The 24,652-nt window shown below is 53.9% G+C and carries 29 protein-coding genes; 22 read left to right on the top strand and 7 right to left on the bottom strand.

Annotation, left to right across the window (positions count from 1 at the left end; all coding sequences use genetic code 11):
- The first annotated feature begins 248 nt into the window (after positions 1-248).
- The 4 genes from dnaA (at position 249) to IPM21_05260 (ending at position 3,855) form a co-directional block, all read left to right on the top strand.
- Complete coding sequence (dnaA, locus tag IPM21_05275) at positions 249-1,625, top strand: chromosomal replication initiator protein DnaA (GenBank protein ID MBK9163314.1); 1,377 nt, start codon at positions 249-251, stop codon at positions 1,623-1,625.
- Positions 1,626-1,643: 18 nt separating this feature from the next.
- Positions 1,644-1,862 (top strand): hypothetical protein, encoded by a 219-nt coding sequence (locus tag IPM21_05270; GenBank protein ID MBK9163313.1) that lies wholly within the window; start codon positions 1,644-1,646, stop codon positions 1,860-1,862.
- A gap of 172 nt (positions 1,863-2,034) precedes the next feature.
- On the top strand, positions 2,035-3,243 hold the full coding sequence (gene dnaN / locus IPM21_05265; protein ID MBK9163312.1) for a DNA polymerase III subunit beta: 1,209 nt from the start codon (positions 2,035-2,037) through the stop codon (positions 3,241-3,243).
- Positions 3,244-3,318: 75 nt separating this feature from the next.
- Positions 3,319-3,855 (top strand): hypothetical protein, encoded by a 537-nt coding sequence (locus tag IPM21_05260; protein MBK9163311.1) that lies wholly within the window; start codon positions 3,319-3,321, stop codon positions 3,853-3,855.
- Here the strand turns inward: IPM21_05260 and IPM21_05255 are convergent.
- Complete coding sequence (locus tag IPM21_05255; GenBank protein ID MBK9163310.1) at positions 3,843-5,468, bottom strand: DUF445 family protein; 1,626 nt, start codon at positions 5,466-5,468, stop codon at positions 3,843-3,845. The two genes, IPM21_05260 and IPM21_05255, sit on opposite strands and share 13 nt — an antisense overlap.
- 15 nt (positions 5,469-5,483) lie before the next feature.
- The gene (locus tag IPM21_05250) at positions 5,484-5,867 is read right to left on the bottom strand and encodes a hypothetical protein (GenBank protein MBK9163309.1); all 384 of its coding nucleotides are present in this window, start codon (positions 5,865-5,867) and stop codon (positions 5,484-5,486) included.
- 86 nt (positions 5,868-5,953) lie between these two features.
- Between IPM21_05250 and IPM21_05245 the strand changes: the two genes are divergently transcribed.
- From IPM21_05245 to IPM21_05225, 5 genes are read left to right on the top strand one after another with little or no spacing between them, the layout of a single operon-like run.
- Positions 5,954-6,376 carry a hypothetical protein gene (locus IPM21_05245; GenBank protein MBK9163308.1) on the top strand — a complete coding sequence of 141 codons (423 nt, stop codon included), beginning with the start codon at positions 5,954-5,956 and terminating at the stop codon, positions 6,374-6,376.
- Positions 6,373-7,140, top strand: a complete 768-nt coding sequence (locus IPM21_05240) for an arylamine N-acetyltransferase (GenBank protein MBK9163307.1) — start codon at positions 6,373-6,375, stop codon at positions 7,138-7,140. The genes IPM21_05245 and IPM21_05240 overlap by 4 nt, the downstream gene beginning before the upstream one ends.
- Entirely contained in the window at positions 7,119-7,355 is a 237-nt protein-coding gene (locus IPM21_05235) for an AbrB/MazE/SpoVT family DNA-binding domain-containing protein (protein ID MBK9163306.1), read from the top strand. The genes IPM21_05240 and IPM21_05235 overlap by 22 nt, the downstream gene beginning before the upstream one ends.
- Positions 7,356-7,358: 3 nt before the next feature.
- Positions 7,359-8,381 carry a phosphoribosylformylglycinamidine cyclo-ligase gene (locus tag IPM21_05230; protein MBK9163305.1) on the top strand — a complete coding sequence of 341 codons (1,023 nt, stop codon included), beginning with the start codon at positions 7,359-7,361 and terminating at the stop codon, positions 8,379-8,381.
- A 4-nt stretch (positions 8,382-8,385) separates the two neighbouring features.
- Positions 8,386-9,336 carry a tetratricopeptide repeat protein gene (locus IPM21_05225; protein ID MBK9163304.1) on the top strand — a complete coding sequence of 317 codons (951 nt, stop codon included), beginning with the start codon at positions 8,386-8,388 and terminating at the stop codon, positions 9,334-9,336.
- Positions 9,337-9,356: 20 nt separating this feature from the next.
- On the opposite strand, the gene IPM21_05220 is transcribed toward IPM21_05225, so the two are convergent.
- Both IPM21_05220 and IPM21_05215 read right to left on the bottom strand, forming a co-directional pair.
- On the bottom strand, positions 9,357-9,635 hold the full coding sequence (locus IPM21_05220; GenBank protein ID MBK9163303.1) for a Txe/YoeB family addiction module toxin: 279 nt from the start codon (positions 9,633-9,635) through the stop codon (positions 9,357-9,359).
- Positions 9,592-9,903, bottom strand: a complete 312-nt coding sequence (locus tag IPM21_05215; protein ID MBK9163302.1) for a type II toxin-antitoxin system Phd/YefM family antitoxin — start codon at positions 9,901-9,903, stop codon at positions 9,592-9,594. Before IPM21_05215 ends, IPM21_05220 begins: the two co-directional genes overlap by 44 nt.
- 213 nt (positions 9,904-10,116) lie before the next feature.
- Between IPM21_05215 and IPM21_05210 the strand changes: the two genes are divergently transcribed.
- The 13 genes from IPM21_05210 to IPM21_05150 all read left to right on the top strand — a co-directional run bounded on the left by IPM21_05210 (position 10,117) and on the right by IPM21_05150 (position 21,317).
- Positions 10,117-10,701, top strand: coding sequence for a hypothetical protein (locus IPM21_05210; GenBank protein MBK9163301.1), 585 nt, complete (start codon positions 10,117-10,119; stop codon positions 10,699-10,701).
- Entirely contained in the window at positions 10,701-11,291 is a 591-nt protein-coding gene (locus IPM21_05205) for a phosphoribosylglycinamide formyltransferase (protein ID MBK9163300.1), read from the top strand. Before IPM21_05210 ends, IPM21_05205 begins: the two co-directional genes overlap by 1 nt.
- 190 nt (positions 11,292-11,481) lie before the next feature.
- Positions 11,482-11,628: a 50S ribosomal protein L34 gene (gene rpmH, locus IPM21_05200; protein MBK9163299.1), complete on the top strand. Its 147-nt coding sequence runs from the start codon at positions 11,482-11,484 to the stop codon at positions 11,626-11,628.
- An 8-nt stretch (positions 11,629-11,636) separates the two neighbouring features.
- Positions 11,637-11,984 carry a ribonuclease P protein component gene (gene rnpA, locus IPM21_05195; protein MBK9163298.1) on the top strand — a complete coding sequence of 116 codons (348 nt, stop codon included), beginning with the start codon at positions 11,637-11,639 and terminating at the stop codon, positions 11,982-11,984.
- 89 nt (positions 11,985-12,073) lie between these two features.
- Positions 12,074-12,283 (top strand): membrane protein insertion efficiency factor YidD, encoded by a 210-nt coding sequence (gene yidD / locus IPM21_05190; protein ID MBK9163297.1) that lies wholly within the window; start codon positions 12,074-12,076, stop codon positions 12,281-12,283.
- Positions 12,284-12,303: 20 nt separating this feature from the next.
- Positions 12,304-14,217: a membrane protein insertase YidC gene (yidC, locus tag IPM21_05185; protein ID MBK9163296.1), complete on the top strand. Its 1,914-nt coding sequence runs from the start codon at positions 12,304-12,306 to the stop codon at positions 14,215-14,217.
- A gap of 6 nt (positions 14,218-14,223) precedes the next feature.
- Positions 14,224-14,673, top strand: a complete 450-nt coding sequence (locus tag IPM21_05180) for a hypothetical protein (protein ID MBK9163295.1) — start codon at positions 14,224-14,226, stop codon at positions 14,671-14,673.
- A gap of 76 nt (positions 14,674-14,749) precedes the next feature.
- On the top strand, positions 14,750-16,126 hold the full coding sequence (gene mnmE, locus IPM21_05175; protein MBK9163294.1) for a tRNA uridine-5-carboxymethylaminomethyl(34) synthesis GTPase MnmE: 1,377 nt from the start codon (positions 14,750-14,752) through the stop codon (positions 16,124-16,126).
- A 197-nt stretch (positions 16,127-16,323) separates the two neighbouring features.
- Positions 16,324-16,800, top strand: a complete 477-nt coding sequence (locus tag IPM21_05170; protein ID MBK9163293.1) for a universal stress protein — start codon at positions 16,324-16,326, stop codon at positions 16,798-16,800.
- A complete protein-coding gene (locus IPM21_05165; GenBank protein ID MBK9163292.1) occupies positions 16,800-17,537 on the top strand; it encodes a Crp/Fnr family transcriptional regulator in 738 nt (245 codons plus the stop codon). The genes IPM21_05170 and IPM21_05165 overlap by 1 nt, the downstream gene beginning before the upstream one ends.
- 103 nt (positions 17,538-17,640) lie before the next feature.
- Complete coding sequence (locus IPM21_05160; GenBank protein ID MBK9163291.1) at positions 17,641-18,099, top strand: cyclic nucleotide-binding domain-containing protein; 459 nt, start codon at positions 17,641-17,643, stop codon at positions 18,097-18,099.
- Between the two features lie 96 nt (positions 18,100-18,195).
- Entirely contained in the window at positions 18,196-19,230 is a 1,035-nt protein-coding gene (locus tag IPM21_05155; GenBank protein MBK9163290.1) for a cytochrome C, read from the top strand.
- Between the two features lie 14 nt (positions 19,231-19,244).
- Positions 19,245-21,317, top strand: a complete 2,073-nt coding sequence (locus IPM21_05150) for a hypothetical protein (protein MBK9163289.1) — start codon at positions 19,245-19,247, stop codon at positions 21,315-21,317.
- A gap of 85 nt (positions 21,318-21,402) precedes the next feature.
- On the opposite strand, the gene IPM21_05145 is transcribed toward IPM21_05150, so the two are convergent.
- The 3 genes from IPM21_05145 to IPM21_05135 form a co-directional block, all read right to left on the bottom strand.
- Positions 21,403-23,028, bottom strand: a complete 1,626-nt coding sequence (locus IPM21_05145) for a NapC/NirT family cytochrome c (GenBank protein ID MBK9163288.1) — start codon at positions 23,026-23,028, stop codon at positions 21,403-21,405.
- Positions 23,029-23,201: 173 nt separating this feature from the next.
- A complete protein-coding gene (locus IPM21_05140; protein MBK9163287.1) occupies positions 23,202-23,543 on the bottom strand; it encodes a cytochrome c in 342 nt (113 codons plus the stop codon).
- A 160-nt stretch (positions 23,544-23,703) separates the two neighbouring features.
- Complete coding sequence (locus IPM21_05135; protein MBK9163286.1) at positions 23,704-24,645, bottom strand: hypothetical protein; 942 nt, start codon at positions 24,643-24,645, stop codon at positions 23,704-23,706.
- Positions 24,646-24,652 lie beyond the last annotated feature (7 nt).

The raw sequence follows: 24,652 nt of genomic DNA, 5'->3' as shown, positions 1-24,652 counted from the left end.
TTTAAGTTTATGTTTCATTTCCACAGTCCTGTGGAAAACTTTGTGGAAAAACTGTAGAAACGGTGAATGCGAAGCTCCGGCACGCACGGTAAAAGCCTTTTATCGAAAGAGTTTTCGCGGCTTATTTCTCCCAATGCTTTAACCTTCGGCGTACTGCCGATACCGCAAGGAATATTGACGAATTTTTGGAGTCACATTTAGTGTCTGATCTTTTGGCAAAAACCGAAATTTGGAACGAAGCTCTGGCGATGGTCGAGGCTCGGCTCAACCGCCACATCTTCGATTCCTGGTTTCGTTCAATACAATTTCTCGACTTCGATGATGAAGCAAAGCTTGTCGAACTTGAAGCCTCCGACGTTACGGCCGATTGGGTCAACCGCTATTACACGGAGCTGATCAAGCATTGCCTTAACTCGCTCGGCCGAGACGGGTATTCGATCAAATGGTCGACCAAGCCTAGCGAATCGGAAGCCGCCGATGACGATGCGGAGCCGGAAACGGCGACCGAAGAGCAGATCGCCGGTGCTATCCTTGAGCTCGAACGCTCGCCCCGCTCGACCACGGCTCGCACGACGACCAATTTCGTCGATATCGAACCGGTCGAAAATTCACTCAATCCAAAATATACATTCGACAAGTTCGTCGTCGGCTCGAGCAACCAGTTTGCCCATGCCGCCTCGCTTTCGGTCGCCGAAACTCCGGGAAAGGCTTACAACCCGCTGTTCATCTATGGCGGCACAGGTCTCGGCAAAACGCACCTGATGCACGCCATCGGCCATTCGATAAAGCAAAGCAACCGCCATACTCGCGTTGCGTACATCACAAGTGAAAAGTTCATGAATGAGCTGATCAACGCGATCCGGTATGACAAGACGCACTCGTTTCGTGAGAAGTATCGCTCGATCGACGTGCTCTTGATGGACGACGTCCAGTTCTTTGCCGGTAAAGAGCGGACACAGGAAGAGTTTTTTCACACTTTCAATACGCTTCATAACGACCAAAAGCAGATCGTCATCTCAAGCGATTGCCCGCCGCGGGACATCCCGACGCTCGAGGAAAGGCTGCATTCGCGTTTTGAATGGGGTTTGATCGCTGATATCGAGCCACCGGACCTCGAGACAAAGGTAGCCATTCTCAAGCGGAAGGCCGATATGGATGGCATTGACCTGGATGACGAGATAGCGATCTTCATTGCGAGCAAGATCCGCAGCAACGTCCGCGAGCTTGAGGGCTCGCTTGTGCGGCTGGTGGCCATCTCGTCGCTCCGCGGCGTTCCGATAACGAAGATGCTCGCGCAGGACGCGCTCAAAAACATAATCGATAGCGAGCGGCCCGAGGGGCTAACGATGGACCGGATAGCAAGGATGGTTGCCTCGCACTACAAGCTTTCGGTCGATGAGATGAAGTCAAAGAACAACAGCCGAGCGATCTCGTTTCCGCGGCAGGTGGCGATGTATCTCTGTAAGCGGCTGACGAAACACAGCTATCCGGAGATCGGCCGCGAGTTTGGCGGCAAGCACCATACGACCGTTATGCACTCGGTAGACAAGATCGACACGATGGCAAAAGAGAATCGTGATTTCCACAAGACGGTCAGCGGCTTTATCGATAATCTTTGCAACTAATTAGCGGAGGACAAGGCGGTGAAGAAGACGGAAGATATCCACATGAAGTTTCGCGACGTTGTCTCGGTAAACCTTTTATTTGCAGCACTTGAAAAAGATTTTCCACTTTTGCACAGCGACCCTCCGGAGCAGGTTGTGGACGCGGTGGAAATTGGCGGCCGCGAACGGGTTTTTAACACGATCAAGGAATTTTCCACAAGTTTTCCACATTTTACAACGGTCAAAGAACCTCAGTAAACATAGGAACTTTAGCTCTTTATCAACATTTGCACAGGCAATACTACTACTATCTAAAAATATAAATTAAGTATTTTAGTAAAGCAGAAGTTAAACGCAGCAGGGACAATGGGCAGTATAGTGGCGGGTAGTTTATAATCACGGAAATACAAAAAAGGTCGAGGGTCGAGTTATGGAATTTTCAATCAAGCAAAGCGTTCTCAAGGAAGAACTCGGATATATCCAGGGTGTTGTGGAGCGGAAGAACACCATTCCCGTTCTATCAAACATTTTGATCGAATCGCTCGGCGAAGGGTCGATCCGGATAGTCGGGACCGACCTTGACGTCACCATCCGCTGCGACGCCGAGGCGAACATCAAAACTCCCGGAGCGATCTGCGTCCAGGCCCGCAAGCTTTTCGACCTTGTCCGTACGATGTCGGAAGGCGAAGTTCACTTCAAAAAAGAAGAGAACGAATGGGTGCAGATGAAGGCCGGCCGAGCGAACTTCCGCCTGGCGGGCGTTAACCGCGAACAGTATCCCGAGATACCGATCTTCAAATCGGCGCCGCTTTCGCTCCCGGCCGATGTGTTTCAATATTTTGTTCAAAGCACCGCGTTTGCGATCACCAGCGAGCAGAGCCGCTTTACGCTTTCAGGAGCAAAATTCATCTATGGCGACGGCATCGTCAAAATGGTGACGACCGATGGCCATCGGCTGGCCTATATCGAACGGGCGATGGAAACCGGCGAGGACGCAAAGATGGATGTCCTCATCCCGAAAAAGGCCTTGCTCGAGCTGATCAAGATATCACGCGATGCGGGCGGCGATGTTCAATTTGGCGAGGATCAAAATCACATCTATTTTGAGACCGGCGGAAGGCTCCTGATCACCCGAAAGCTTTCGGGCAACTTCCCGAATTACGAGATGGTGATGCCGAAGGATAACGATAAAACGGCCACCTTTGAACTCAGCGAAATGCGTTCGGCGGTCCGCCGCATTGCCTTGATGGCCGACGAAAGGAACCGCTCAGTGCGGCTCATCGTCCGCGATGGCGAGATAGAGATCGTTGCCCAATCAAGCGAAGAAGGCGAAGGCCACGAGGTCGTCCCGGCCGACTACGCCGGCGAGGAATGCACGATCGGCTTTAATCACGTTTATCTGCAGGAATACCTCAACACGGTAGGTGCACTCGTCGGCTCGGGCGATGCGGCCGCAGAGGAAGCGTCCGATTCCGCGACAGGCAATGGCGAAGGCTCTGCGGCAGCTCCGGCACGCGAGGCCAAGTCGCCGACCAGGATATCGTTCGAATTCAAAGACTCGAACGCCGCCACCCAAATGCGGATCGCCGGAGACTCGGCATACAACTACAAGTACATCGTAATGCCGCTGCGGATATGAGCAGATGAGCAGTTCAATTGAAAAGAGCGGGCTTTTTAGGGCCCGCTTTTTCTATTGCTTTGGAGGCAAGTTTACTTGCTCGCCGGCGATGCGGCCGGCTTGGTTTCCTTCGAATTGACATTTGCCTTGTTGGCATCCTTCTTGTCGTCGGAATCAGCCTTGGTCTTATCGTCGTCTTTGTTGGTGTTATCCGAAGCCGGAGAGGCCGTCGGCGAAACGGCCGGGCTCGCGGTCGGAGCTGCGGTCGGTGTTGGCGTTGCCGAGTTCGGCGTGGTGGTGGTTGTCGTGCTGCCTCCGCAGGCTCCGATCACAAAACTCATTGCAGCAACAAAAGTTGCCAGAAACATTGGTCTTCTCATTACTTTAGATCTCCTGTCTGATAGCCGCTTCTTCGCGGCTTGTCTGTTACCGGAAAAACCTCCGGCCGGCCCGGCGAAATCAGTTCGCCTTCGCGATTTTTCGTTTCAATATCTTTCCGTCTTTCACGGGCTTGCTCAGGTGCAAGACATTTGCACCCGAAGCCCCGGAGAGATAATGAATTTCAAGCCGCGTCCGATAGAACGGGCGGCCGAAAGTTTCTTGCAAGAAAAAGTTTGCAGTTATTTCGAGTAGAAATAGAACTGAACAGCCTGGCCGATGCCGATCAGGAGTCCGAACAGGGCACCGAACAGCTCGATGGTCCTAAGGTGTTCTTTTGCAACAGATAGCACGAGTTCCTCGAGCTTTTCAGCAGGGTAGTGCAATATCTTTTCGCGGACGACGTTGCCTACATCAAATTCGCGCACAGCCTCGGGGAGTTTCTCGCGAATCGCGTTGATAATGGTTTCGGTGAGGGTATTGCCGGCGGCGAGGAGTTTTTCTTCCGAGATATGGTCCGAGAGCTTTCCGATCGGAGCCGAGAGCAGGCCTTCGATCTTGCTTGAGAGCATTTCATTGATGATCCGCGAAGTATCCGGACGCGAGATGACACTCATCATTCCATTGGTCAGCATCCGCTTGAGCTTTGTTTCGGATTCAGGGTTGAGCGTCCTCATGATCGAATCAAGGCTGTGCGGACGAAAGCGTTCAAGTGTTTCGCGGACGTACCGCTCGATCTGTGCATTGAGCGTCTCGCTGCGAAGCAGGCCGAGCACGGAAGATGCGATCTGTCTCTTCACACTTTCGAGCTGCGCGGGCTGAATGGTCCCGATGAGTTCGTTGAGCGGTTTTGAGAGTGCCCCGTCGATGCTTGTATCAATAAAGGACTTCGCCTCTCCGGCAAAGACATCGCCTTTCAGAGTCTCTTCGATCCGCTTCGGCAGGCTTTCATTTATCAGGTCATCGACCTCTTTGAGCAGATTCTCTCGCGAAACGAAGATCTTTTTGAAGAAAGGCAGATTTTCGTAGTAGTTGTGGACCTCTTTTTTGACAAGTGCAGCGATCTGGTTGCGGGTACGCTCGGCCGCGGCGATCTCAGATAGGTGATGTGCGATAGGCGATACCTGTTCGCCTGCCTTCTCTTTCAAAAGCCCGACGGCTTCCTCGGTAAACATATCGCCGAGCGGGCTCGCGGCCTGGATCAAGTTATCGACGCTGTTATCGATGAACTCGGCGACTTTTTCCGTAAGACTCTCAGATGAGATCGCCGAGCGGATCCGCTCAACGAGAAACTTGGATATATCGTCGAACGCTTTTTCATCGATAACCTCGGAGACGCGTTTTGAGAGCACCTCATCGACGCGCCGCTCGATAAAGCCGGCGATGGTCTGCTGAGTTTCTTCGCTCCGGAGAACTTCTTCGATGTGTTCAGCGACCTTGAATTGAAGTGCCGTTATCGAATCAAGCACGGGCTCGCGGAGGCTCGAGGGGAGCGATTCTATCAGCGAAGGATAATTTGCCTTGAGGAGTTCCTGGCTATAGGAATCAACAACATCGCGGATCTTTTTTCGCAGGAAGTCTTTACCGAGAAGCTCTTCAAGGATAGTTTCCTGAGATACTAGTTCTTCGCCGACCGCCTTGCCGATCGCATTGGCAAGCCGTTCGCGATGACGCGGGATCATTCCTTGGGGAAAGAGCGTAATGCCGAGCAACTTAAAGGGCTTTCGCGGGCGAAAGAGCATCCTTACCGCGAGCCAAGCGGCCCCGTAGCCATGGAGCGTGGCGATCAGGACGAGTAACGACATCTGCACCCAGATGCTTGAGAACATCGGGCGGACAGCATTTACGATCTCGTTGAAAAACTCCATTACTCGATCGGCGAACTAAAAGATCTGAAAGCCCTTTGAGCGAAGGCAAAAATCCGAGAACTCCTTCATCCACTCGTGCCCGACACTGTAGTTTCGCCACTGTTCATCCTCGTCGCGATAGATGGTGCCGTCGTCGGGTTCGTCCGTTACAGAGAGATCGGCAAACATCCGCTTGTTCGGGGCAAGCTGCGGCAATATCCGGTCCCGAATTCGCTCGCCGAGAATGTGTGCCTCCTCTTTATCGACCTTGACACCGAGGGCGTTGTAACCCATCTGGCGGACCATGGCCTCGCTCAGCACGTCCAGGCTCTTGATGACCTCAAGAGCCGCTTTCCAATTCCATACGTTTGCGGTGAACTCGTAGTTCTCCGATCCCATGTCGATCAATGTGAAACTCATATTTACAATTCGGTTACGAAAAGGCTAAAGCCTTGACCGCCAAATGGTCAACGTACACCCGCAGAGACTATAATCGGGTATCGCTGATGAAATATGATATCCCATTCCGTGTTCGCGTTACGAAACCGCTCGAAGGGGTTTTGATGCGGGTCCAATCGGGAAAGGGCGACCTCTTGTCGCCAGTTGCAGAATCAAAAGCAGAGATCGTCTTTGAATTCTATATGACTATCGATCTCTCCGCAGATGCTCCAAACTTTCTGGGTAAGTTTTCCCAAGGACCAAAATCCGCCCGTTTTGTCTATGTAAACTCAGGAAGGCAAGCAGGCCAGGGACACACAATGTGGGACCGGCGAGCAAAGCTTTCGCTGATGAGCATCACAAAAGAGCAGATCGAAGACGTTGTTTCGAATGCTTCGACCCGAATTGAGACCATAATTGACGGCGTCGGGCGCGATGGCGGGCCGGTCTGTGCCAGTGTGAAAGGACTTACCTGGAGCGTTTCGAAATGAACACCCAAAAATATCTTGAACGTATCGGTCTTGGCGATGCCGAATTAGTGGCCGACCAGGGATCGCTAAGGCTGTTGCAGCGTTCTCATCTGTTGACCATACCGTTCGAAAATCTGGACATACATTGGAAACGGCCGATCGTTCTGGATATTGATCGGTTCTTTGACAAGATCGTTGTCGAAAAGCGAGGTGGCTTTTGTTACGAACTTAATGGTTTGTTCAATCAACTTTTGTTATCGCTAGGGTTTATTACTAAACTCGTTTCCGCTAGCGTTTTTCACACGGACGGAACGATCGGACCCGAATTTGACCACGCCGCGATCATCGTCACGATAGGCGAGGATGAATTTTTAGCTGATGTAGGCTTTGGCGATTTCACAGCCGAACCGCTGCGTTTTGATGTCGATGCCGAACAGCAGGACGCAAACGGAGTTTTCACGATCCGGCGGTTTGATGATGAATATCTTGAGGTTGCAAAACGCGACGACGAAAGTTGGCAAGGGAATTATTTGTTTTCCAAAACGCCACGAGATCTCTACGAATTTTCCGCGATGTGCGATTTCCAGCAGTATTCACCCGAGTCGCATTTCACCAAAGGCAAACTCTGTTCGATCATGACCGAAACCGGGAGAAAAACACTTACTGACAGAGCCTATTTCGTAACCACATGTGGCAATTGTACCGAAACCACCGTATCCTCAAATGAGGATTTCGAAAAAAGTTTGATGCGAGAATTTGGGATATGCCGGTTGCAGATAGGATAAATAAAAAAGGGCAACAAGGTTTTAGAATGCGTTTCGATGCCGTTATCACAAAAAGTGGCCAAATAACGATTCCGGCAGCCATTCGGAAACGCCTTGGGATCAAGCCTGGTCAGAAAGTGTACCAGTCTATCCGAAACCGAAGGATTCTATTGGAATTCGATCTACCAAATGATTCGGTCGAACGAACTCGAATCCCGCAAAGCAAAGAGTTATAGATTATGATCTCGTCGATCTCATACGCCGATGCCGGCGTTTCTATAGATAACGCGAACCGGGCCGTGGCGAAGATCCGCGAATATGCCCGGAGCACTTTCAATGAACGGACGCTGACCGAGATCGGCAGCTTTGGCGGGATGTTTTCGGGAGCGTTTCCGAACATGGCCGATCCGATATTGGTCGCTTCGGCCGATGGCGTCGGGACGAAGCTCAAGCTCGCTTTTGAGACCGGCATTCACAACACGGTCGGAGCTGATCTGGTCAACCACTGCGTCAACGATATTTTGGTCCAGGGAGCTCGGCCGCTTTTCTTTCTTGATTACTTCGCGACCGGAAAGCTCGAGCCCGACGTAACCGCCTCGGTCGTCGAGGGCATGGCTCGGGCATGCCGCGAGAACGGCTGCGTTCTGCTTGGCGGCGAGACGGCGGAGATGCCGGACTTCTATCCGCCCGGCGAATACGACCTCGCGGGTTTTATCGTCGGCGTGGTCGATAAGGCAAAAGTGATCGACGGCAAGTCGATCTTGCCCGGCGATGTCGTGCTCGGCATTCCCTCGAACGGCCTGCAAACGAACGGCTACTCGCTCGCCCGCAAACTCTTTTTCGAGGTCGGCGGCTACAAGGCCGATACGTTCATCGAGGAACTCGGCACGACCGCGGGCGAGGCACTGCTGGCGACCCACCAGAGCTTTCTGCCGCAAATCGGCCCGCTGCTCGATGGCGGCCGGATAAAAGGCCTTGCCCACATTACCGGCGGAGGTTTTCTTGAAAACATTCCCCGCATCCTGCCCGAAGGCGTCGGCGTGGAGATCGGCCGCGGCACCTGGCCCGAGCTTCCCATATTTGGCCTAATGCAACGCCTCGGCAACGTCGCCGACCACGAAATGTTCCGCACCTTCAACATGGGCATCGGGATGGTCGTGGTTTGTTCGGAAAGCGATACGCCTGAGATAGCGGACAGACTTGGCGGGGTTTTTGTCATCGGAAAGGTGGTTTCGGGTAAGGGCGAGGTTAAGATCATTTAGAAGTATGAGAACCAGGATCGGCTTTAGGAAGGGTTTTCTAGCGGTTGTTCTGCTTGGTTCTTTGTCCGCCTTCGCATTGGGGCAGACGACGGCGTCGGAGCATTTGAAGCGCGGGAACGAGCACTACAAGAACAGGAACTACGCCCAAGCGATAGCGAGTTTTTCCGAGGCGATAAGGCTTTCACCGCGGTCGCCGGAGCCGTGGTTCAACCGAGGGCAGGCTCGGTATTATTCCGGCGATGTCCGCACTTCGATCGGCGACTTTCAACAGGCCACGACGCTCAACCCCAACTACGTTGATGCCTGGTTTCAACTCGGGCTTGCCCGAAACAAGACCGGCGACCAAGCCGGTGCGATCGCGGCATACACACGCGGGCTCAGCATTGCCTCGGGCGACTCGCAGCTTTACTACAACCGCGGCATCGCCTATGCGGATAGCGGCCGCGACGACCTCGCCCTTGCCGACTACAACCGTGCACTGCAGATCAACACCAATTACACCAAGGCATTCGTTAACCGCGGTGCCGTTCACTTCCGCGCCAAGCGATACGATGCCGCTCTTGCCGACCTTAACCGCGCCATCGAACTTGACCCCGGCTACGCCGAGGCTTGGAACAACCGCGGCGTGCTGTACAACACAACCAACCGCTCTCAGCTTGCACTCCCGGACCTTGATCAAGCCATCAAGCTCGACCCGACGCTCAAGAAGCCGCACCTCGATAAGTCAATTGCATACAACAAACTCGGGAGAAACACCGACGCCATCGAGAGCCTCAACGCAGCCATCAAACTCGACCCGAAGTACGTTAATGCATACATTTTCCGGTCCGCTGTCTATTTTGATATCAAGAAGTTCGACCTCTCAAAAGCAGACGCAGAACAGGTGCTTCGGCTCGACCCAAAGAACAAATTTGCCGCAGATCTCTTGACCCGAATCGCCGCTCTGCCGAAATGACAACGGTCGCCCGCGGGAGGTTAGTAATGATACCGGGCCTGCAGAAACTCGATCCGGTCATCCCGAAACCGATAAACCACTCGGTGCTCTTTTGTTATTCTGCGGGACCAAGTGCCGGAGGCTTCGTGTTTTAGCGGCTCTGGTTTGCCGATTCCGGAGAAGGGGTCGCGAACGATCGCCTCCATCAGGTCGAGCACCTTTAGGAGCAATTTCCGGTCGTTCTCGGCCCAATAGCGAAGGTCGTCGCGGAAGGCGTCACTTAGAACGACCGCGCGTTTTTCGGACGGGCTTTTCGGCATCGAATTCCTTTCGCAACTCTTCGATAGTGGTTACTTCTCCACCACCTGCCTCGGTTTGTTGTATTGCTCTTATTAACCTTTCGGCGTTCTTTGGCGAGCGGAAGAGATACTCCGTTTCCATGAGGCTCGAAAGTTCGTCGGCGTCGATCATCGCCACGGACGAACGCCCGCGACGCTTAATCACGACGACCTCCGAATCATTGGTGACCTGGTCGAGGATCGATGCTAAATTGTTCCTTGCTTCGCTATAGGTGATTTCTATCGACATGTACAAGATAATTGTACAAGTGGGGGATTTCTGTCAATTACTTTTTCTGGGTCCCCGGTGGGCAACTTCCTTTCGACGAACGTTCCCAGTACGCTCTGATTTGGTGGTAAACTTCAACAACGACCTAACAGGATATCGCTACCGATTTTCCAAAAAGAGGTGGAATGCCGTAATCCGCGATTCTAGCAACATTGGCAATGACGGTTCTGGTTAATGACAGAAGAAATGACCATTTTATTAGTCCAGAACTTCCGTTCGAATACTAATTTGTCGTCGCTCAGCATTATGGAATTGTTGATTGATCAAAATCTCTCGCGAAAACTAGTCGAAGAGATCGGGGATATTTTTCCAGAAATAGTTCCCCGCGTTCCGCTGATCAATCATAAGTGCGAAGACTGCCTCGAATTGCAAAATGCGTTCTCCTGTAAGTCATGGAAAGAAATCTCTACTGAGTTGCTGAGAGCGCACTTTGCCAATCTTCCGCTATTTTCACCAGAAGCATTTCACGCTTTTATCCCGGCCTACTTGGTCCACTCGATCGAGAATCTTGACGGGGATGATTGCGTCAGCGAATTCACTGCCTATGCTTTTTTGCCTGATAAGGTGGTGGATGAGGATGAGGGACACCGCAATTGGTGGGTACTCAAGTTAAGCTTTTTCTCGGATGAACAATTTAATTCGATTCTAGGATACCTCGATTTGGTTGAAGCTACCGACGAGTATTTCGATCGAGATCTAATGAAACGAGGTAGGCAACGCCTACTAAAGCTGCGCGAAGAATCACAAGATCAAAGTTAATGAAAATAGGAATTCTTATCTCGGGCCGCGGGACGAATATGGTGGCTTTGGTTGAGGCCGTGGGGAGCGGCGAGATACCGGGGTCGGAGGTCGCGGTTGTTATTAGCGACAAGGCGGATGCGGCGGGTTTGGCTAAAGCTCGGACGCGCGGCGTCGACACTTTGGTCATTGAAAGAAACGGCCGGAAGCGTGAAGAACACGACGCCGAGATCGTCGCCGCACTTCGGGAACGCGGAGTTGAGCTCGTCTGCCTGGCGGGGTATATGCGGCTTCTTTCGCCGCTTTTTGTTCAGGCATTTCCAGATCGTATTCTCAACATCCACCCGAGTCTGCTGCCCGCATATCCTGGCCTCAACGTCCACGAACGCGTCCTCGCCGCAGGCGAAAAAAGGTCCGGCTGCACCGTCCATTACGTCAATGAGGACCTCGACGCCGGCCCGATCATCCTCCAACGCGAAGTCCCGGTCCTCAATGGCGACACCCCCGAAACCCTCTCCGCCCGCATCCTTGAACAAGAACACGGCACCTACGTCGAAGCGGTCAAGAAGATCTTAGCCACAGAGAGCACTGAGCAAACAGAGAGAAATTGATCAAAATTTCGCTGCATCGCGTTCGCGACGGAGTTAACTGCCCAATATCGCCGAATATACCGCTCCGCGACCTCTATGAACTCCGTGGCAGATGTCGCGTGTTAATTGAGTCGCCCTACGTTGACATTGGGCTCCGTTATTCCGTAAAATCAGGGTTTTCACTTTCGGGTGAATTCGATGGAGAGCAATTATGCCGAAGAGAACGTTTCAACCAAACAACCGAAGACGCGCAAAGAAGCACGGGTTCAGGGCACGAATGGCGACCAAGAACGGTCGGGCCGTGATCAACCGGCGCCGGGCGAAAGGCCGCAAGCGGCTGACTCCGCATCATTATTAAGCTTAGGTTTGCCGAAGGCGGCGCGGATAGCTAAACGCGCCGATTTCCTTAAGGTTTACCAGCAAGGTGTGTGTATAGAAGGCCGTTTTATGACGGTTTTCTTTTTGCCTTCAGGCCGCGATCTGCACCGCGTCGGCATTACGGCGACGAAGAAGGCGATCGGCAAGGCGCATGACCGCAACCGTGCGAAGAGGTTGCTTCGCGAATGTTTCCGCCTAAGCCGCCCGGAGTTTGATGCGATCGAGCAGAAATGCGACTGGGTGATCAATGCTCGAAGGATTCTGTTGAAGGAAAAGCTCGAAAGGCCGCTAGCTGAATTTCGCGAAATACTGAGAAGGGCCGGAGCGAAATTGTAAATTGTTGAATTGTGAATTGGTTTCGATATATCCGGTGATCCCAATTTACAATTGATCAATTGGCAATTAACAATTGAGGGCATCCTTGGATGAAGTTTTTGGTGCTCGACATCCTAAGTGTTTATAAGGCCGCGGTCTCGCCGTTCCTTCCGCCGGCGTGCAGATTTGAGCCGACATGTTCTGAGTATGCTCGGGAGGCGGTTGAAAAATACGGAGCGCTGAAGGGAACCTGGATGGGCCTGAAGCGTATTCTTAGGTGCCAGCCCCTTTGCAAAGGCGGGCACGACCCGGTGCAGTAAAGCGTTCGAAGGTTTGTAAGATGGATAATTCGGATAATCAGGGTCAATTCCGGCTTTTTGCCGCCGTCATTCTCTCGATGTTGATCCTCGGGCTCTGGTCCTATTTCAACCCGCCGGCACCTCCGCCCGAACAAGCTCAAACCGAAACCGCCGCCAACCAGCAGGCCACGCCTCAGCCGACCGAGTCGCCTGCCGCACCGGCCGCGACCCCTGCTCCGGTCGTCGAGGACGCCCCGAACCGGCAGATCGTTATCAAATCGCCGCTCTACGAGGTAACGCTCGATAGCCGCGGAGCCGTCGCTTCGAGTTGGATACTCTTAAAGAACAAGGTCAATGGGCGCGAGACTCCGCTCAATGCGGTCGGAAGCACTCCGGAAAACCCGAAACCGCTCGAGCTTATCTCGAACGAGGCCCGAAGCCGCACCCCGCGTGAACTTCCCTTTCAGCTTTCGACCGGCGACGCCGCTCTCGACACGCTGCTTAATGAACGCAATTATCAGGTCAACGCCGAGGGCGACACCGTAACGCTCAACGCCGGCGAAGAAAAAACCATCGAATTCACCTTGACGGACGGGGCGGGGCTCGAGGCACGCAAGCGTTTTCTTTTCCGAGCGGATGGCTACATCGCGGACCTCGGGCTTGAGGTCAAGCGAAACGGCCAGACGGTGCCGAACACAAAGCTCCTGATCGGCCCGAGCATCGGCGACCACGCCATCAATAACCACACTTTCTATCGTATCGAATCCGAGGCGATGGCCTACGTCGGCGACGATATTGTCCGCAAACAAGGCTACTATCACTTCGACTTTGAAAAGGAAACTCAGGCTTCATTAAGTATTCCCGGAGCGGTAAATTGGGCAGGCGTTGGCGACGCGTATTTCGCGATGGCGGCGATTCCGGCGACTCCGGCCGAGGGGCTTGAGGTGCGGGCGTCGCGGTACGAGGTCGAGACCGAGCCATTCTTTCCGAGCATATTCAAGTGGGTGCTCCGCAGCCCTGAGACAAAAGAAAAGCGTCACCTTGTAACGGCCTATGTGCCTGTGGCTGCCGATGGCTCGGTGACGAAGATCTACACCGGAACGAAGGATTACTTTCATCTCTCGTCGATCTCTGATGACCTAGATGCCTCTGCGGGCCGCGAACTTGAGTTCGTTAATGTCATCAACTTTGCGACCTACAGCATCGTTCGCTTCTTCGTAAAGCCGCTTTCGGTTCCGATCCTCTACGCACTAGATTTCTTCAATCGCCTGACCGGCAACTACGGCGTGGCGATCATCGTCTTCACGTTCCTTTTTTATTCGCTGCTATTCCCGCTTCGTTGGTCGCAATCAAAGAGCTTTAAGAAGGCGGCCGGCAACGCACCGAAGATGAAGGAGGTCCAGGACAAGATCAAGGACCTGCAGAAAAAGGGCGTGCCGATGGACGACCCGCGGATGCGCGAGCTCCAGATGGAGCAGCTAAAGATGATGAAGGGCGCCGTTCCGATCGGCGGCTGCCTCCCGATGCTATTGCAGTTTCCGCTACTGATCGCTTTTTATACGGCTATAACTATCGCGCTGGACGCCCGCCTGGCGAGCTTTGCCTGGCTCCCGGACCTCTCCGGCGCGGACCCGTGGCACATTCTCGAGTTCGGCTTTGCCATCTCGATGGTGCTGGCAATGAAGTTTACACCGACCGGTGCGGCCGTAACGCCCGAGCAGCAGATGCAGCAGAAGATGATGATGTATCTGATGCCGGTGATGATGCTCTGGGTTATGTGGACGGCACCATCGGGGCTTTTGCTTTACTGGTTCTTTGGTAATATCGTTAGCTTCGGCCAGCAGATGGTGATCAATTATATGAACAAGCCAACGGAGCCTGAAACGACGACCGTGGTCAATGATCCGCTGCCGAAGAATATAAAAAAGGTAAAGGGCGGTAAGAAGGAAAAGTAAGGACAAATGAGCGACGTTTGCGAAAGATCAGAAGAATTACTCGAAGACCTGTTCGACGACATGGGGATCGACCTTGAACCCGATGCGGAATGGACAGACGAAGGCTGCTATATCAACCTTACGGGGAAGGATGTCGAGCTTGCCGTGGCTGAAAATGCCGAATTGCTTGACGCTCTCGAAACGCTGCTTTTCCAGATGTACGGCCGCGAGCTTGAACGCGAACATCGCTTTGTTTGCGACGCGGACGGATTTCGAAAAACCCGCAAGGCCGAGCTCCACGCGATGGCGCGTTTTGCCGCCGACCAGGTCCGCAAGACCGGCCGACCGTTCACCTTTGGTGTGCTGACCTCGACCGAACGCCGCATCATCCATATGTCGCTCCGCGAGGCCGAAGACCTGTTGACAGAATCGGTCGGTGCCGGACGCGACCGACGGCTGCAGATCAGCCCTAAGTAAACGGCTTGAAAGATCGCGATATTTGAAAGAGTGAAAGGGCCGAGGGTCTTTTCACTCTTTTTGTTTCGAACGAGAGATGACAGATACGATCGTGGCACTTGCGACGCCGCTTGGGCGGAGCGGCATCGGGACGGTTCGCTTGAGCGGCCCTGACGCGGTGCGCATCACGGGGCGTTTTGCGGGCACGGAGAGTTTTGAGCCGCGGCTGGCGACGCTTTGCAAGCTCGCTGATACGGAAACCGGCGAAGCGATAGATGAAGCGGTCGTCACCTTTTACCGCGGCCCCAATTCCTTTACAGGCGAGGACGTGGTTGAGGTAAGCTGCCATGGTTCGCCGGTCGTCCTGCGGCAGGTTATCGATGCCTCGCTACGGTTGGGTGCGCGAATGGCCGACGCGGGCGAGTTTTCGCTCCGAGCTCTGGCGAACGGCAAGATGGACCTGGCCGAAGCGGAAGCGATCCGCGACCTGATCGATTCACAAACAGCGACCGCCGCCCGGCAGGCCGTAAGGCAAATTCGGGGCGAGATCTCGCAGACGCTCGCACCGGTGAAGGACGATTTGCTCGATGTGATCGTCGTGCTTGAATCGGCACTCGAGTTCGTTGAGGACGACCTGCCCGCAATGCAGACGGCGTCGATACGGGAAAAGCTCGTCGGGGTCGCCTCGGAGCTCGAACGGTTTGCCGCGACCTTCAAGGCCGGGCATCTGATCCGCGAGGGGCTGCGGGTGGCGATCATCGGCCATCCTAACGTCGGCAAATCTAGCCTTTTCAATGCACTTTTGGGCAGCGAGCGGGCGATCGTCACCGACATCGCCGGGACGACCCGCGATCAACTTCACGAGCGGTTCACGATCAACGACATTCCCGTTTCGCTTATCGATACAGCCGGCCTTCGGGAAACGACCGACCTGGTGGAAAGCATTGGCGTTGAACGCTCGAAGGCAACAATGGCGGATGCCGATTTGGTCGTACTGATGCTCGACGCCTCGGTCGAGACCTCCGACGAAGATCGGCAGTTGCTCGAAAGCGTAAAGGGGCTGAACTACATTGTCGCTCTGAACAAGATCGATAAAGTGCCTTCATCCGACATCGACCGAATGGTCGCCGCCGAGAATTCTTCGCTTGCCTACCTGAGGGATAGGATAATTCCCATGTCAGCGAAAACGGGCGAGGGGCTTGAGGAGTTGAAGGCGGCGATCATCGGACCGTTTGCCCCGGGCGATGTCGATGCCTCGGGTTTTCTGATCACGGATGCTCGGCACCACGACCTCCTGCTCCGTGCTCGCGATGAAGTGCTCGGTTCGATCGGCCTGATCGAGGAACGTACGAGCGAGGAAATAACACTCGTCGGGCTCCACAGTGCGCTTCGCTACCTCGGCGAAATAACCGGCGAAACAACGACCGAAGATATGCTGACGCGTATCTTTTCTACCTTCTGCATCGGAAAATAATTTTCACCCCACGCGCGTGCTTTTACGCGCCTTTATCCTCTCGTTCCTCACAGATATCTCCGAATCCTAAGTAAATCACGGGCGCTGTTTGAGTTCACTAAAAGGCACGGTGATTGCCGTCACATATTGCGGTAATTGATTGAACCCGTTGCCGTTGGCTGATTGTGGCCCGGCATTTGAAGGGAGGACGATCGAAAATGAAGATCTTGATCGCGACGGACGGTTCCGAATTTAGCAATGCGGCCATTGATGAGGTTTTGCGCTATCATACACGGGCTGAGACCGAAGTGATGATCGTCGCCGTGGTTGAGCCATTGGTCAACACTGTCGGTGCTCCGTTTGGTGTTTTGGACACTTACTACGCTTCGTATCTCAAGGACGCTCGCGAAAGGGCGGCAAAGGTACTGGAAAAGGCTGAGAAGCGTTTCCGCGATGGTGCCGGTGAGCGAGCCAAGGTCTCATCAAAGCTACTCGTCGGGAAAGCCGGGCAGGAAATTGTTGAAGCGGCCACAAAATGGCCTGCGGATCTGATCGCGGTCGGATCACACGGCCGCGGATTTTGGGAGCGGGCGTATCTGGGTTCGGTTTCGAATGCAGTAACGCACCACGCTCCATGCAACGTGCTCGTGGTTCGCGGAAACGCAACCACTGATCATGGGGAGGTAGTCCCTTAATGACCCTGCCGATCTTAAATGTTGAACACAAATGTCCCGAATGCGGGCTGCAGAAGGACGGTTTTTTTTGCAGTATCTCTGATCACAGTCTCGATCTCTTTCAAGTAACAAAGATCACGAACACTTATCCATCCGGGAGCATGCTTTTCATCGAAGGCCAACCGGCTAACGGCGTTTACATTCTCTGCCAGGGCAGCGTAAAGCTCTACACCTGTTCGCAGGATGGAAAGGTCGTTATTCTCCACATCGCCAAGCCGGGCGAGATCCTTGGCCTGAGTGCCGTTGTAGCCGGCGGCGAATACGAGGTCTCGGCCGAGGTGATCGAACCCTGTCAAATAAATTACGTTCGTCGAAAAGAATTTCTCGACCTGATGGAAAAGCGATCGGATATCGCTATGCGAGCGGTCGAGCACCTGAGCCAGCAGTATCACGATGCTTATGATCAGATCCGCTCATTTGGCCTTACGAATTCGGTTGCAGGAAAGCTTGCCGGCTTAATGCTTTCCTGGTGCCGCGAGAACGGCAATGGCCACGGAGCGGTTAGGCTTAAGCTGCCGTTCACCCACGAGGAAATCGCCGAGATGATCGGCACCTCGCGTGAGACGGTAACGCGGCTGCTAAAAGACTTCAGGCAAAACGAGCTTATCTCGCTGAAAGGTTCGGACCTTTTGATACACGACCCGGAACGGCTCCGTTCGGTTGTTTCAAGACCCCGCGGTTCGCGGTCGCGAAGCTAAAAGCCCGATGTGATGGTAATCACACGAACGTGTGACGGCTGTCCTATTCTCCTTAGTAGAATGCAAAAAGACTAGCGGATGAATTCTCCCGCAGGGAGGCCGCTTGATCGAACTGCCGAAATGCAGCTTCAACCCACGAAATAAGGTCGCCGACCGAAGGGTACCAATTCGCCCATTTATCTTCCACGTTGATGAAGACGCCGGTCTGCGGCTCCTGGCCTATGGAAAGCAGATCATCGCGGTCGCCGGTGAACGCATCCTGGCCGCCGAGGAAGTGCCGCGAAAGGCGATCTTTATTCTTAAGGGCCGGGCGTCGCTACACGCTCTTGATACATCTTTTTCAGATCTCTTCGGCCGAAGCGAACTCATCGGGCTTACCGAGACGATCTCACGTCGGCCAACATACTATTCCGTAGTTGCCGAAAGCGAGTGCAGGATAGAACTTATTGACCGAACGAAGCTTCTTCTTGCAATAGAGAAAGACGAGCATTTAAGACACGGCCTGATCCTCAGCCTAAGCGCGGAAATGCAAGAAATATATAGACTTTTTGCTTTTTTGTGACACTTGTCACATAGCAGCCACCAATATCGATGTAGAGTTAGTCGGCAAATCAGCTAAAGTTTTACAATTTTTTCCCGATTGATAGGGGAGGCGACCATGGCTTCAACAACATTTATCAAACTTATCCTGGTTATCGTGACCTTTTCGGTCATTGTGATCTGGGGTGCTTTCGGAACGGTCTCACAGGCCATCAGTACTTCCGAAGTCGCCCTTTATGAGAACGAGGCCGTCTATCAGGTTGGCCAGGACGATTACGTCGGTTCGGAAACATGCAAAGCATGTCACGAACAGCAATTCGACCAGGTAGCAAAAACTGTACACGGCAAACTCGGCGAACTTACAGGATGGAAAGGCAAAGTCGTCGGATGCGAGGCGTGCCACGGCCCGGGCCGCGAACACGTTGAGGGCGGCGGAGACCGAACGAAGATCAAGATCTTCAAAGAAATGGACACAAAGGCCGTTTCCGAAAGCTGCCTTACCTGCCATGCAGGCCGAGAGAACCACAACAATTTCCGCAGGGGCGACCACTTCCGCAACAACGTCGGATGTACGGATTGCCACTCGGCACACGGTTCGACATACGGGCCGGAAAAAGCGGGTTCGATCACGCTGACCAATCCGGCCTCGAGCGACCGACCGACTCTGGCAAGCCGTGCAATGCTGATCGCTGCCGAACCGCAGCTCTGTATGAGCTGCCACACGGAAACGAAGGCGCAATTCTCGAAACCCTTCCGCCATAAGGTGCTCGAAGGGACGATGAGCTGCAGCGACTGCCACAACCCGCACGGTGGATTTGAGACCAAGCAGGCACGACTTGCACTTGGCTCTGACCAGTCGTGCGTCGGTTGCCATACGCAGATGCGGGGCCCGTTCGCGTTCGAACACGCCCCGCTTACGACCGAAGGCTGTGCTGCTTGCCACACGCCGCATGGTTCGAACAACCCGAAGATGCTTAAGCGTAGCTCGGTCAGGCAACTCTGCCTCGAATGCCACACGAATATCGTGAACGTCGAACTCGACCCGAATATTCCAACCGGGCCGCACACGCAAACGAGCATTCGTACACAGAACTGTACGGTCTGCCATTCGCAGATCCACGGCTCGAACAGCAATAAGGACTTCTTTAGATAAGGGGGCACAGAACAATGATCTCCATAGAAAGAAAATACGTTCCGCTTAAAGAACTCTGTTGCCGCCCGGCGATGAGCCTTTCCGTTTTTGCGGCGCTTATCGCGTTCGCATTTTCCGCGACGGCCCAATCGCCGACCCCGACACCGGAAGACCGATTCACGATCAAAGGAAGTGCTGAGATCGGCGCACGGTGGGTTGAGGTTGAGGGCAATGAGAACAAGTACCGGAGCGACCTGAACTACAAACGCGGGTTTCGCGTCTTTGATTCCGGCTTCACAATTGAGGATACGAGCACGAACGAAGGGAAGCCGTTCGATACATTGACGTTTCTCGGCTCAGGCTGGGGCGCGGATCCGAGCGGTTATTTTCGTGCCGGAATGGAACGCTTGGGCTACTATCGTTTTGACGCAAGCGTAAGGCGTGTTGCCTATTTCAACAACCTGAATAACCACGCGGTTGGCAACGACCTCCGCAACCTTCACAATGCAGACCGCCGGAGGAATTTTGGCGATCTTGACCTGACGCTTCTGCCGCAGAACCCAAACATCAGGTTCCGTATCGGCTATTCGTTCAACGTTGCCGACGGCACGGGCACGACGTCAACGCGTATCTCACGAGGCGATGTGTTCCCGGCGGTGCAGGACCTTAACTACAAGGCCGGCGACTTTCGAGTTGGGGCGGACGGGAAGCTTCTCGGATTTAATCTTTCGGGAACCTACGGTTACCGGTCGTTCAATGACCGTACACTTTATTCCGTAACCAACGACCCCGGTGATGTAACAACAAATAACATTAGAATCGAGACGATGAACCGCTCAAACCCGATCGTCGGCGATACTCACTTCGGCGTCTTCAGCCTCCAGCGTACTTTCGCGAAGGTCTTCGACGTGGCGGCGAAGGTCGTCCATACCTCGGTTTCGAATGACTTTAATTTCAATGAATCTTTGGTCTATCGAAACGCTACCAATGTCCAGGTAACGGACACATACAGCTCGATCGGCGATGCCAAACGGCTTCAGACGCGTGCTGACCTCGGCTTTACATGGCGGATAGCAGACAAGTTCCGCATTTCGAACACGTTCAACTATGACGGGTTCAACATTAACGGCGGCAATGTCTATCAATTTGTCGGTGTTCCTGGAACGACCTCGCGGCAGCTTAACTATACCTCGACCCGGTACCGGCGTTACACGAACACGCTCGAAGGAGATTACCAGGTCAACAATCGATTTGGTTTCAACATCGGCTGGCGTTACACGCACCGCGAGGTAGCACTCGGCATCTCGACGGTAAATTTCGGCTCGCCGATCCCGCCGCTTGTGCCGGAGGAGGCAGAGAATACTACAAACACATTTATTGCAGGAACTAAGTTCAAGCCAACGAGCAATTGGACGGTTTTTGCCGATGTCGAAGCAGGCAAGGCTGATAATGTCTTTACTCGACTTGCTAACTACGAGTTCGCAAATTTCCGCGTGCGGAGCCGGACGAATTTTAACAAGTTTGCTGTAAATCTCTCCTTCATTACGAAAGATAACGATAATCCCGGGCAGTCTGTCACAACACCGACCGCATCTTTCGTTACACAAGTGCGAAGCCGCATCTTCTCAAGCTCGATCGATTGGGATCCGATCAGCGAGGTAAGCATCAGCGGCGGCTACGACTACCACTGGCTGACCAGCGAGGTCTCGGTCCTGATACCGCTCGGCGGGCCGGCAACTGTTGGCCTCAGCCAATACTTCGTTCGCGACAACTATTTCTTTATTGATGGCCGGTTCCGCCCGCACAAACGGGTGAGCCTCTTCGGTAGTTTCCGCTGGAATAAAGATAACGGAACGAACGATATGGTGATCCCGCCGCTCAACTCGTCGTTGATCCTGAGTTCCTATCCCATCGATTTCAAGATGCCCGAGGTACGCGGAACTTTCCGGCTAAGTCGGTACGTAGATTGGAGTGTTGGTTATCAGTACTTTGATTATAGCGAGTTGACGCCTCAGCAAGTGCAGTACGGCATCGCTCCGCAAAACTACAACGCCCACTTGCCTTACACCTCTTTGAGGATATATCTTGGCCGGGCAGGCGACAGATAGATTTCGGCCCCCTCCTCCGAAGACGCAAAAACTGCGGCAGCGATGTTAACCGATCGCGGCCGCAGTTTTCATTTTGCCATAGCTTTTATTTGACCGCTTTGTAATTCTGCCCGGTATGGCAATCGGCACATTGGAACCTTGAAATATCGCCGAGGTTGAGCGGATGCTGGAACGCACGGTCGCCGGTGTGGCAGGCGGCGCATTGCCAGGTATTACGGTCGCCAAGGCCCACCGGATGCTGGAACATGCCATCGGCCGGAACTATCCGCTGTCCAGCAAAGGTCTGGTCGAGCGTTGTGTGGCAAACGGCACAGTCGTTACGGATCAGGCGGCCCTCGGGGCTTTTATGCTGGCCGTCATGGCAGCGGAAGCAACCTTCAGCATTGAAGTGGCCGATGTTGTTGATGTGGCTTGACCAATCGGTCTTCATCTCCGGGAAAAAGTAAGTGCGGTAAATGGTCGCGACCTCCGAGGCGGCGGCATCGACCGAAGGCCGCTTTGCGGAGTAAACGTCAGGATATGTTTCCCGGTAATACTTAGGGACGTCGGCGAGGATTGCGGCGACCGCCTCATCCTCGGTGTTGTACTTGCGAGCAAGGACTTCGACCGCCTTCATCTTCAAAAATGGAAGCGATACGTCAAGGCGTGCGGCCGCGAAGGCCTGGTCGACGGCCTGGTTCGGCGAGAGGTAAATGTGCGCCGGTCGATTGTGGCAATCAATACAGTCCATCTTTTTCTTTTCAGCTTGTTCGATCGCCTGTGCCGTCAGGCTCGCGTTCTGCGAGGTATATTCGATGACCTGCCCGTCCTTCGTTCTCATCCGTACCCACGGAATGTTCTGACGGCGTTCATCGGTGGCGATATAGGTGATCTCGTTATCAAGATTCATATGCCAATGGATTCCGCCGACCTCGCCGCGATCGGGGCTTCCGCCGCCGACCTTGATCATCATTCGGATCTGGCGAAGCGAGTTGTTCTCGTCATAGCCGTAGTGGTTGAAGACCTTGAGCTTATCGCCGTAATACTTTTCCGGCCAATGACACTTTGCGCAGGTCTCATTGGCGTTGCGCATGTTGTGGATCGGCGTTTTGATCGGCCTGTCATATGTATTGAACGCGACAGCGTAAAGCTGGCGCATGCCATTGAACTTTGAGCGGACGTACCACTCCGGCCCACCGCCAACGTGGCAATCTACGCATTTTATGCTCGCGTGTGGTGCGACCTGGTGTGAGATGAACTCCGGCTTCATCACCGTATGGCACTGCTCGCCGCAGAAAGAGACGGACTCGGTGTACTCAAACGCTCGGTAGCTTCCGAAGGCGCTCAGGAAGAGAAAAACAAAGCCGCCGGCAATTAGCGCAACGAGTTTGCGTCTTCGCGAGGGGTCGTTCAGGTCGAGTACCGGATATGGCGCTATCGGGGAATCTGGCTGCTTAAGCCGCCGTCGCCGCTCGAGCAGGGCACCGATGATCGCTACAAAAAAGCCAAAGCCCATCACCGAAGGGAGCATGATATAGGTGACAAGGACGGTGTAAGGATTGTCCGAGCCCCCGGAAAACTCGACCATCACAAGCAGAGCAATACTGGTAAGTGCGGCGATGACGATAGCGAAGCCCACAAAACTGATGAAGTTACGGAAAAGGCTTGGAACCTTTGGCTTTGTTTCCCCGGCCTGCGGCGTTTCGGCTTGCTTCTCTTGTTCTTCGTTCATCGTTTAGGTTCTCCGGTCTTTCATTTGCCAACTATTTCCGCGCCCTCCAATGCGCAAGCAAGCGGCGCGACCTTTTTCGGGTCATCGCCGGCTTGCTCGTGGAGGGAACGCTGGATGCGTCCACAGATTTTCGCTTACAGTTGCTTGCTGTCAACCTTTGGCACGGTTTCCGGTCATTCGCTCGGCGGCGTCCGGAGTTCGCGCATAAATTTCACTAATGCAGCTGCCTTTGCTTCGTCAATGCCTTTGTCGCGATAAGCGGGCATATGAGGCGGTTTGGCGGCTTTCTTTCCGTCCAGGATCGCCTTTACCATTTCCTCGTCCGTCATTTCCGGATCGAAGGATTTTTCGGCTTTTGGCGAGTGGCACATCGCACATTTTGCCTTATAAACGGCGGCAGTATCGTCATCAGCGAGCGGAGCCGCGTTAGAGATATCCGGCCGTGCGGCTAAGATCAAGAAAACAGGTAACAGAATGGCTGCGATAGCGACAAATTTTACGGTGATGTTCTTCATAATACAGGCTCCCAACTTATCGTGCTCGGGAGAGCAGACCGGATAATTTCCGGTGCACATCAGTCCTAAGTGCAATCGGCGTTCCGTTCAAAAAACCAATGAAAACCTGCCCTTTCCGGCGTAACTGGGGTTTACCAGTGCGAATTCGACCGCTGAACTCTCAAAACCTTGCGAAATTCTCCGCGCTCCGAAACTCTGCCGTGAATTTGAAGTTCTCGCCTTTATGGCAGCGGCTGCACGAGGTGAAATCCTCACCGCCGAACGCCCGTTTGCCGTTGTGGCAGGTAGCACAGTTCTGCCCTCGTGCCGTAGCAAGGTGCATCACCGCGGCCGGGGCGGTCATCTGTCTTCCGCGCGAAGCACCCGGCCTTACGTTATGGCAACTATTGCAGCTAAGCCGTTGCTTCGGGCCATGGGCCGAATGGCTGAAATTTGCCGCAAGGGCGCGTATGCCACCGAGCCGCGGGCCGGGCGAGCCAGCCTCGTGGCAGGTTGAGCAAGAGGCTATGTCCTTACCATCGAACTCGGCGTTCGGGCTATGGCATTGAAAACAGGTCGTATGCGAGTTCGCCCGCGTCGGCACCGAGAAGGTAGATCCCGCCCTTGCCGGTTTGTGGCAATCGGCGCAGTTGGTATGCGGCGTGTGCTTCGCATGATCGAACTTTGCGTTAAAGGACCTTAGCGTCGGAAATTCTTTCATCGCACCGGTCGCCGAGTCAATATGGCAGATGGTGCAGATCTGTCCCTGCGGTTCCTTGAAGTGCTCAACGTGGCAGCTCGAACAGGGAATGTGGCCGGAGAATTTCATCTGGGCTTCGTTATCCTGGCGGGTATGGCAAACCAGGCACGGGAGCCGGGCGTGTTGCTCATTTTCGTGGCTGAATTTCGAATAATCGCCCTCGGGGAAATCGAACTTCACTTGTGTTGATTCCGCTACCGGCGTCGGAGCTGTATTGATATCGGCACCTGTTGGCTCAGGCGACGAACCACAAGCGGCAAAGTAGAGCGAAGCAGTAAGAACAGCGCCGGCGACCGCAGTGAGCTTTAACGCCCGGATCGTGGTGTCGCTATTTGCTGGACGACTTGTTCTTTGCCCTTTCATTTATTGG

It is taken from the genome of Acidobacteriota bacterium, assembly GCA_016716435.1.
In the GTDB taxonomy this organism is placed as follows: Bacteria; Acidobacteriota; Blastocatellia; order Pyrinomonadales; family Pyrinomonadaceae; genus OLB17.
This window is presented reverse-complemented; position numbering and strand designations above follow the sequence as displayed.

What these genes read in the sequence shown, in the direction of transcription:
- dnaA (MBK9163314.1), top strand. Translation starts at nt 249, where the DNA reads ATGGTCGAGGCTCGGCTCAACCGCCACATCTTCGATTCCTGGTTTCGT.
- dnaN (MBK9163312.1), top strand. Translation starts at nt 2,035, where the DNA reads ATGGAATTTTCAATCAAGCAAAGCGTTCTCAAGGAAGAACTCGGATAT.
- IPM21_05255 (MBK9163310.1), bottom strand. Translation starts at nt 5,468, where the DNA reads ATGGAGTTTTTCAACGAGATCGTAAATGCTGTCCGCCCGATGTTCTCA.
- IPM21_05250 (MBK9163309.1), bottom strand. Translation starts at nt 5,867, where the DNA reads ATGAGTTTCACATTGATCGACATGGGATCGGAGAACTACGAGTTCACC.
- IPM21_05245 (MBK9163308.1), top strand. Translation starts at nt 5,954, where the DNA reads ATGAAATATGATATCCCATTCCGTGTTCGCGTTACGAAACCGCTCGAA.
- IPM21_05240 (MBK9163307.1), top strand. Translation starts at nt 6,373, where the DNA reads ATGAACACCCAAAAATATCTTGAACGTATCGGTCTTGGCGATGCCGAA.
- IPM21_05235 (MBK9163306.1), top strand. Translation starts at nt 7,119, where the DNA reads ATGCCGGTTGCAGATAGGATAAATAAAAAAGGGCAACAAGGTTTTAGA.
- IPM21_05230 (MBK9163305.1), top strand. Translation starts at nt 7,359, where the DNA reads ATGATCTCGTCGATCTCATACGCCGATGCCGGCGTTTCTATAGATAAC.
- IPM21_05225 (MBK9163304.1), top strand. Translation starts at nt 8,386, where the DNA reads ATGAGAACCAGGATCGGCTTTAGGAAGGGTTTTCTAGCGGTTGTTCTG.
- IPM21_05220 (MBK9163303.1), bottom strand. Translation starts at nt 9,635, where the DNA reads ATGCCGAAAAGCCCGTCCGAAAAACGCGCGGTCGTTCTAAGTGACGCC.
- IPM21_05215 (MBK9163302.1), bottom strand. Translation starts at nt 9,903, where the DNA reads ATGTCGATAGAAATCACCTATAGCGAAGCAAGGAACAATTTAGCATCG.
- IPM21_05210 (MBK9163301.1), top strand. Translation starts at nt 10,117, where the DNA reads ATGACAGAAGAAATGACCATTTTATTAGTCCAGAACTTCCGTTCGAAT.
- IPM21_05205 (MBK9163300.1), top strand. Translation starts at nt 10,701, where the DNA reads ATGAAAATAGGAATTCTTATCTCGGGCCGCGGGACGAATATGGTGGCT.
- rpmH (MBK9163299.1), top strand. Translation starts at nt 11,482, where the DNA reads ATGCCGAAGAGAACGTTTCAACCAAACAACCGAAGACGCGCAAAGAAG.
- yidD (MBK9163297.1), top strand. Translation starts at nt 12,074, where the DNA reads ATGAAGTTTTTGGTGCTCGACATCCTAAGTGTTTATAAGGCCGCGGTC.
- yidC (MBK9163296.1), top strand. Translation starts at nt 12,304, where the DNA reads ATGGATAATTCGGATAATCAGGGTCAATTCCGGCTTTTTGCCGCCGTC.
- IPM21_05180 (MBK9163295.1), top strand. Translation starts at nt 14,224, where the DNA reads ATGAGCGACGTTTGCGAAAGATCAGAAGAATTACTCGAAGACCTGTTC.
- mnmE (MBK9163294.1), top strand. Translation starts at nt 14,750, where the DNA reads ATGACAGATACGATCGTGGCACTTGCGACGCCGCTTGGGCGGAGCGGC.
- IPM21_05170 (MBK9163293.1), top strand. Translation starts at nt 16,324, where the DNA reads ATGAAGATCTTGATCGCGACGGACGGTTCCGAATTTAGCAATGCGGCC.
- IPM21_05165 (MBK9163292.1), top strand. Translation starts at nt 16,800, where the DNA reads ATGACCCTGCCGATCTTAAATGTTGAACACAAATGTCCCGAATGCGGG.
- IPM21_05155 (MBK9163290.1), top strand. Translation starts at nt 18,196, where the DNA reads ATGGCTTCAACAACATTTATCAAACTTATCCTGGTTATCGTGACCTTT.
- IPM21_05150 (MBK9163289.1), top strand. Translation starts at nt 19,245, where the DNA reads ATGATCTCCATAGAAAGAAAATACGTTCCGCTTAAAGAACTCTGTTGC.
- IPM21_05145 (MBK9163288.1), bottom strand. Translation starts at nt 23,028, where the DNA reads ATGAACGAAGAACAAGAGAAGCAAGCCGAAACGCCGCAGGCCGGGGAA.
- IPM21_05140 (MBK9163287.1), bottom strand. Translation starts at nt 23,543, where the DNA reads ATGAAGAACATCACCGTAAAATTTGTCGCTATCGCAGCCATTCTGTTA.
- IPM21_05135 (MBK9163286.1), bottom strand. Translation starts at nt 24,645, where the DNA reads ATGAAAGGGCAAAGAACAAGTCGTCCAGCAAATAGCGACACCACGATC.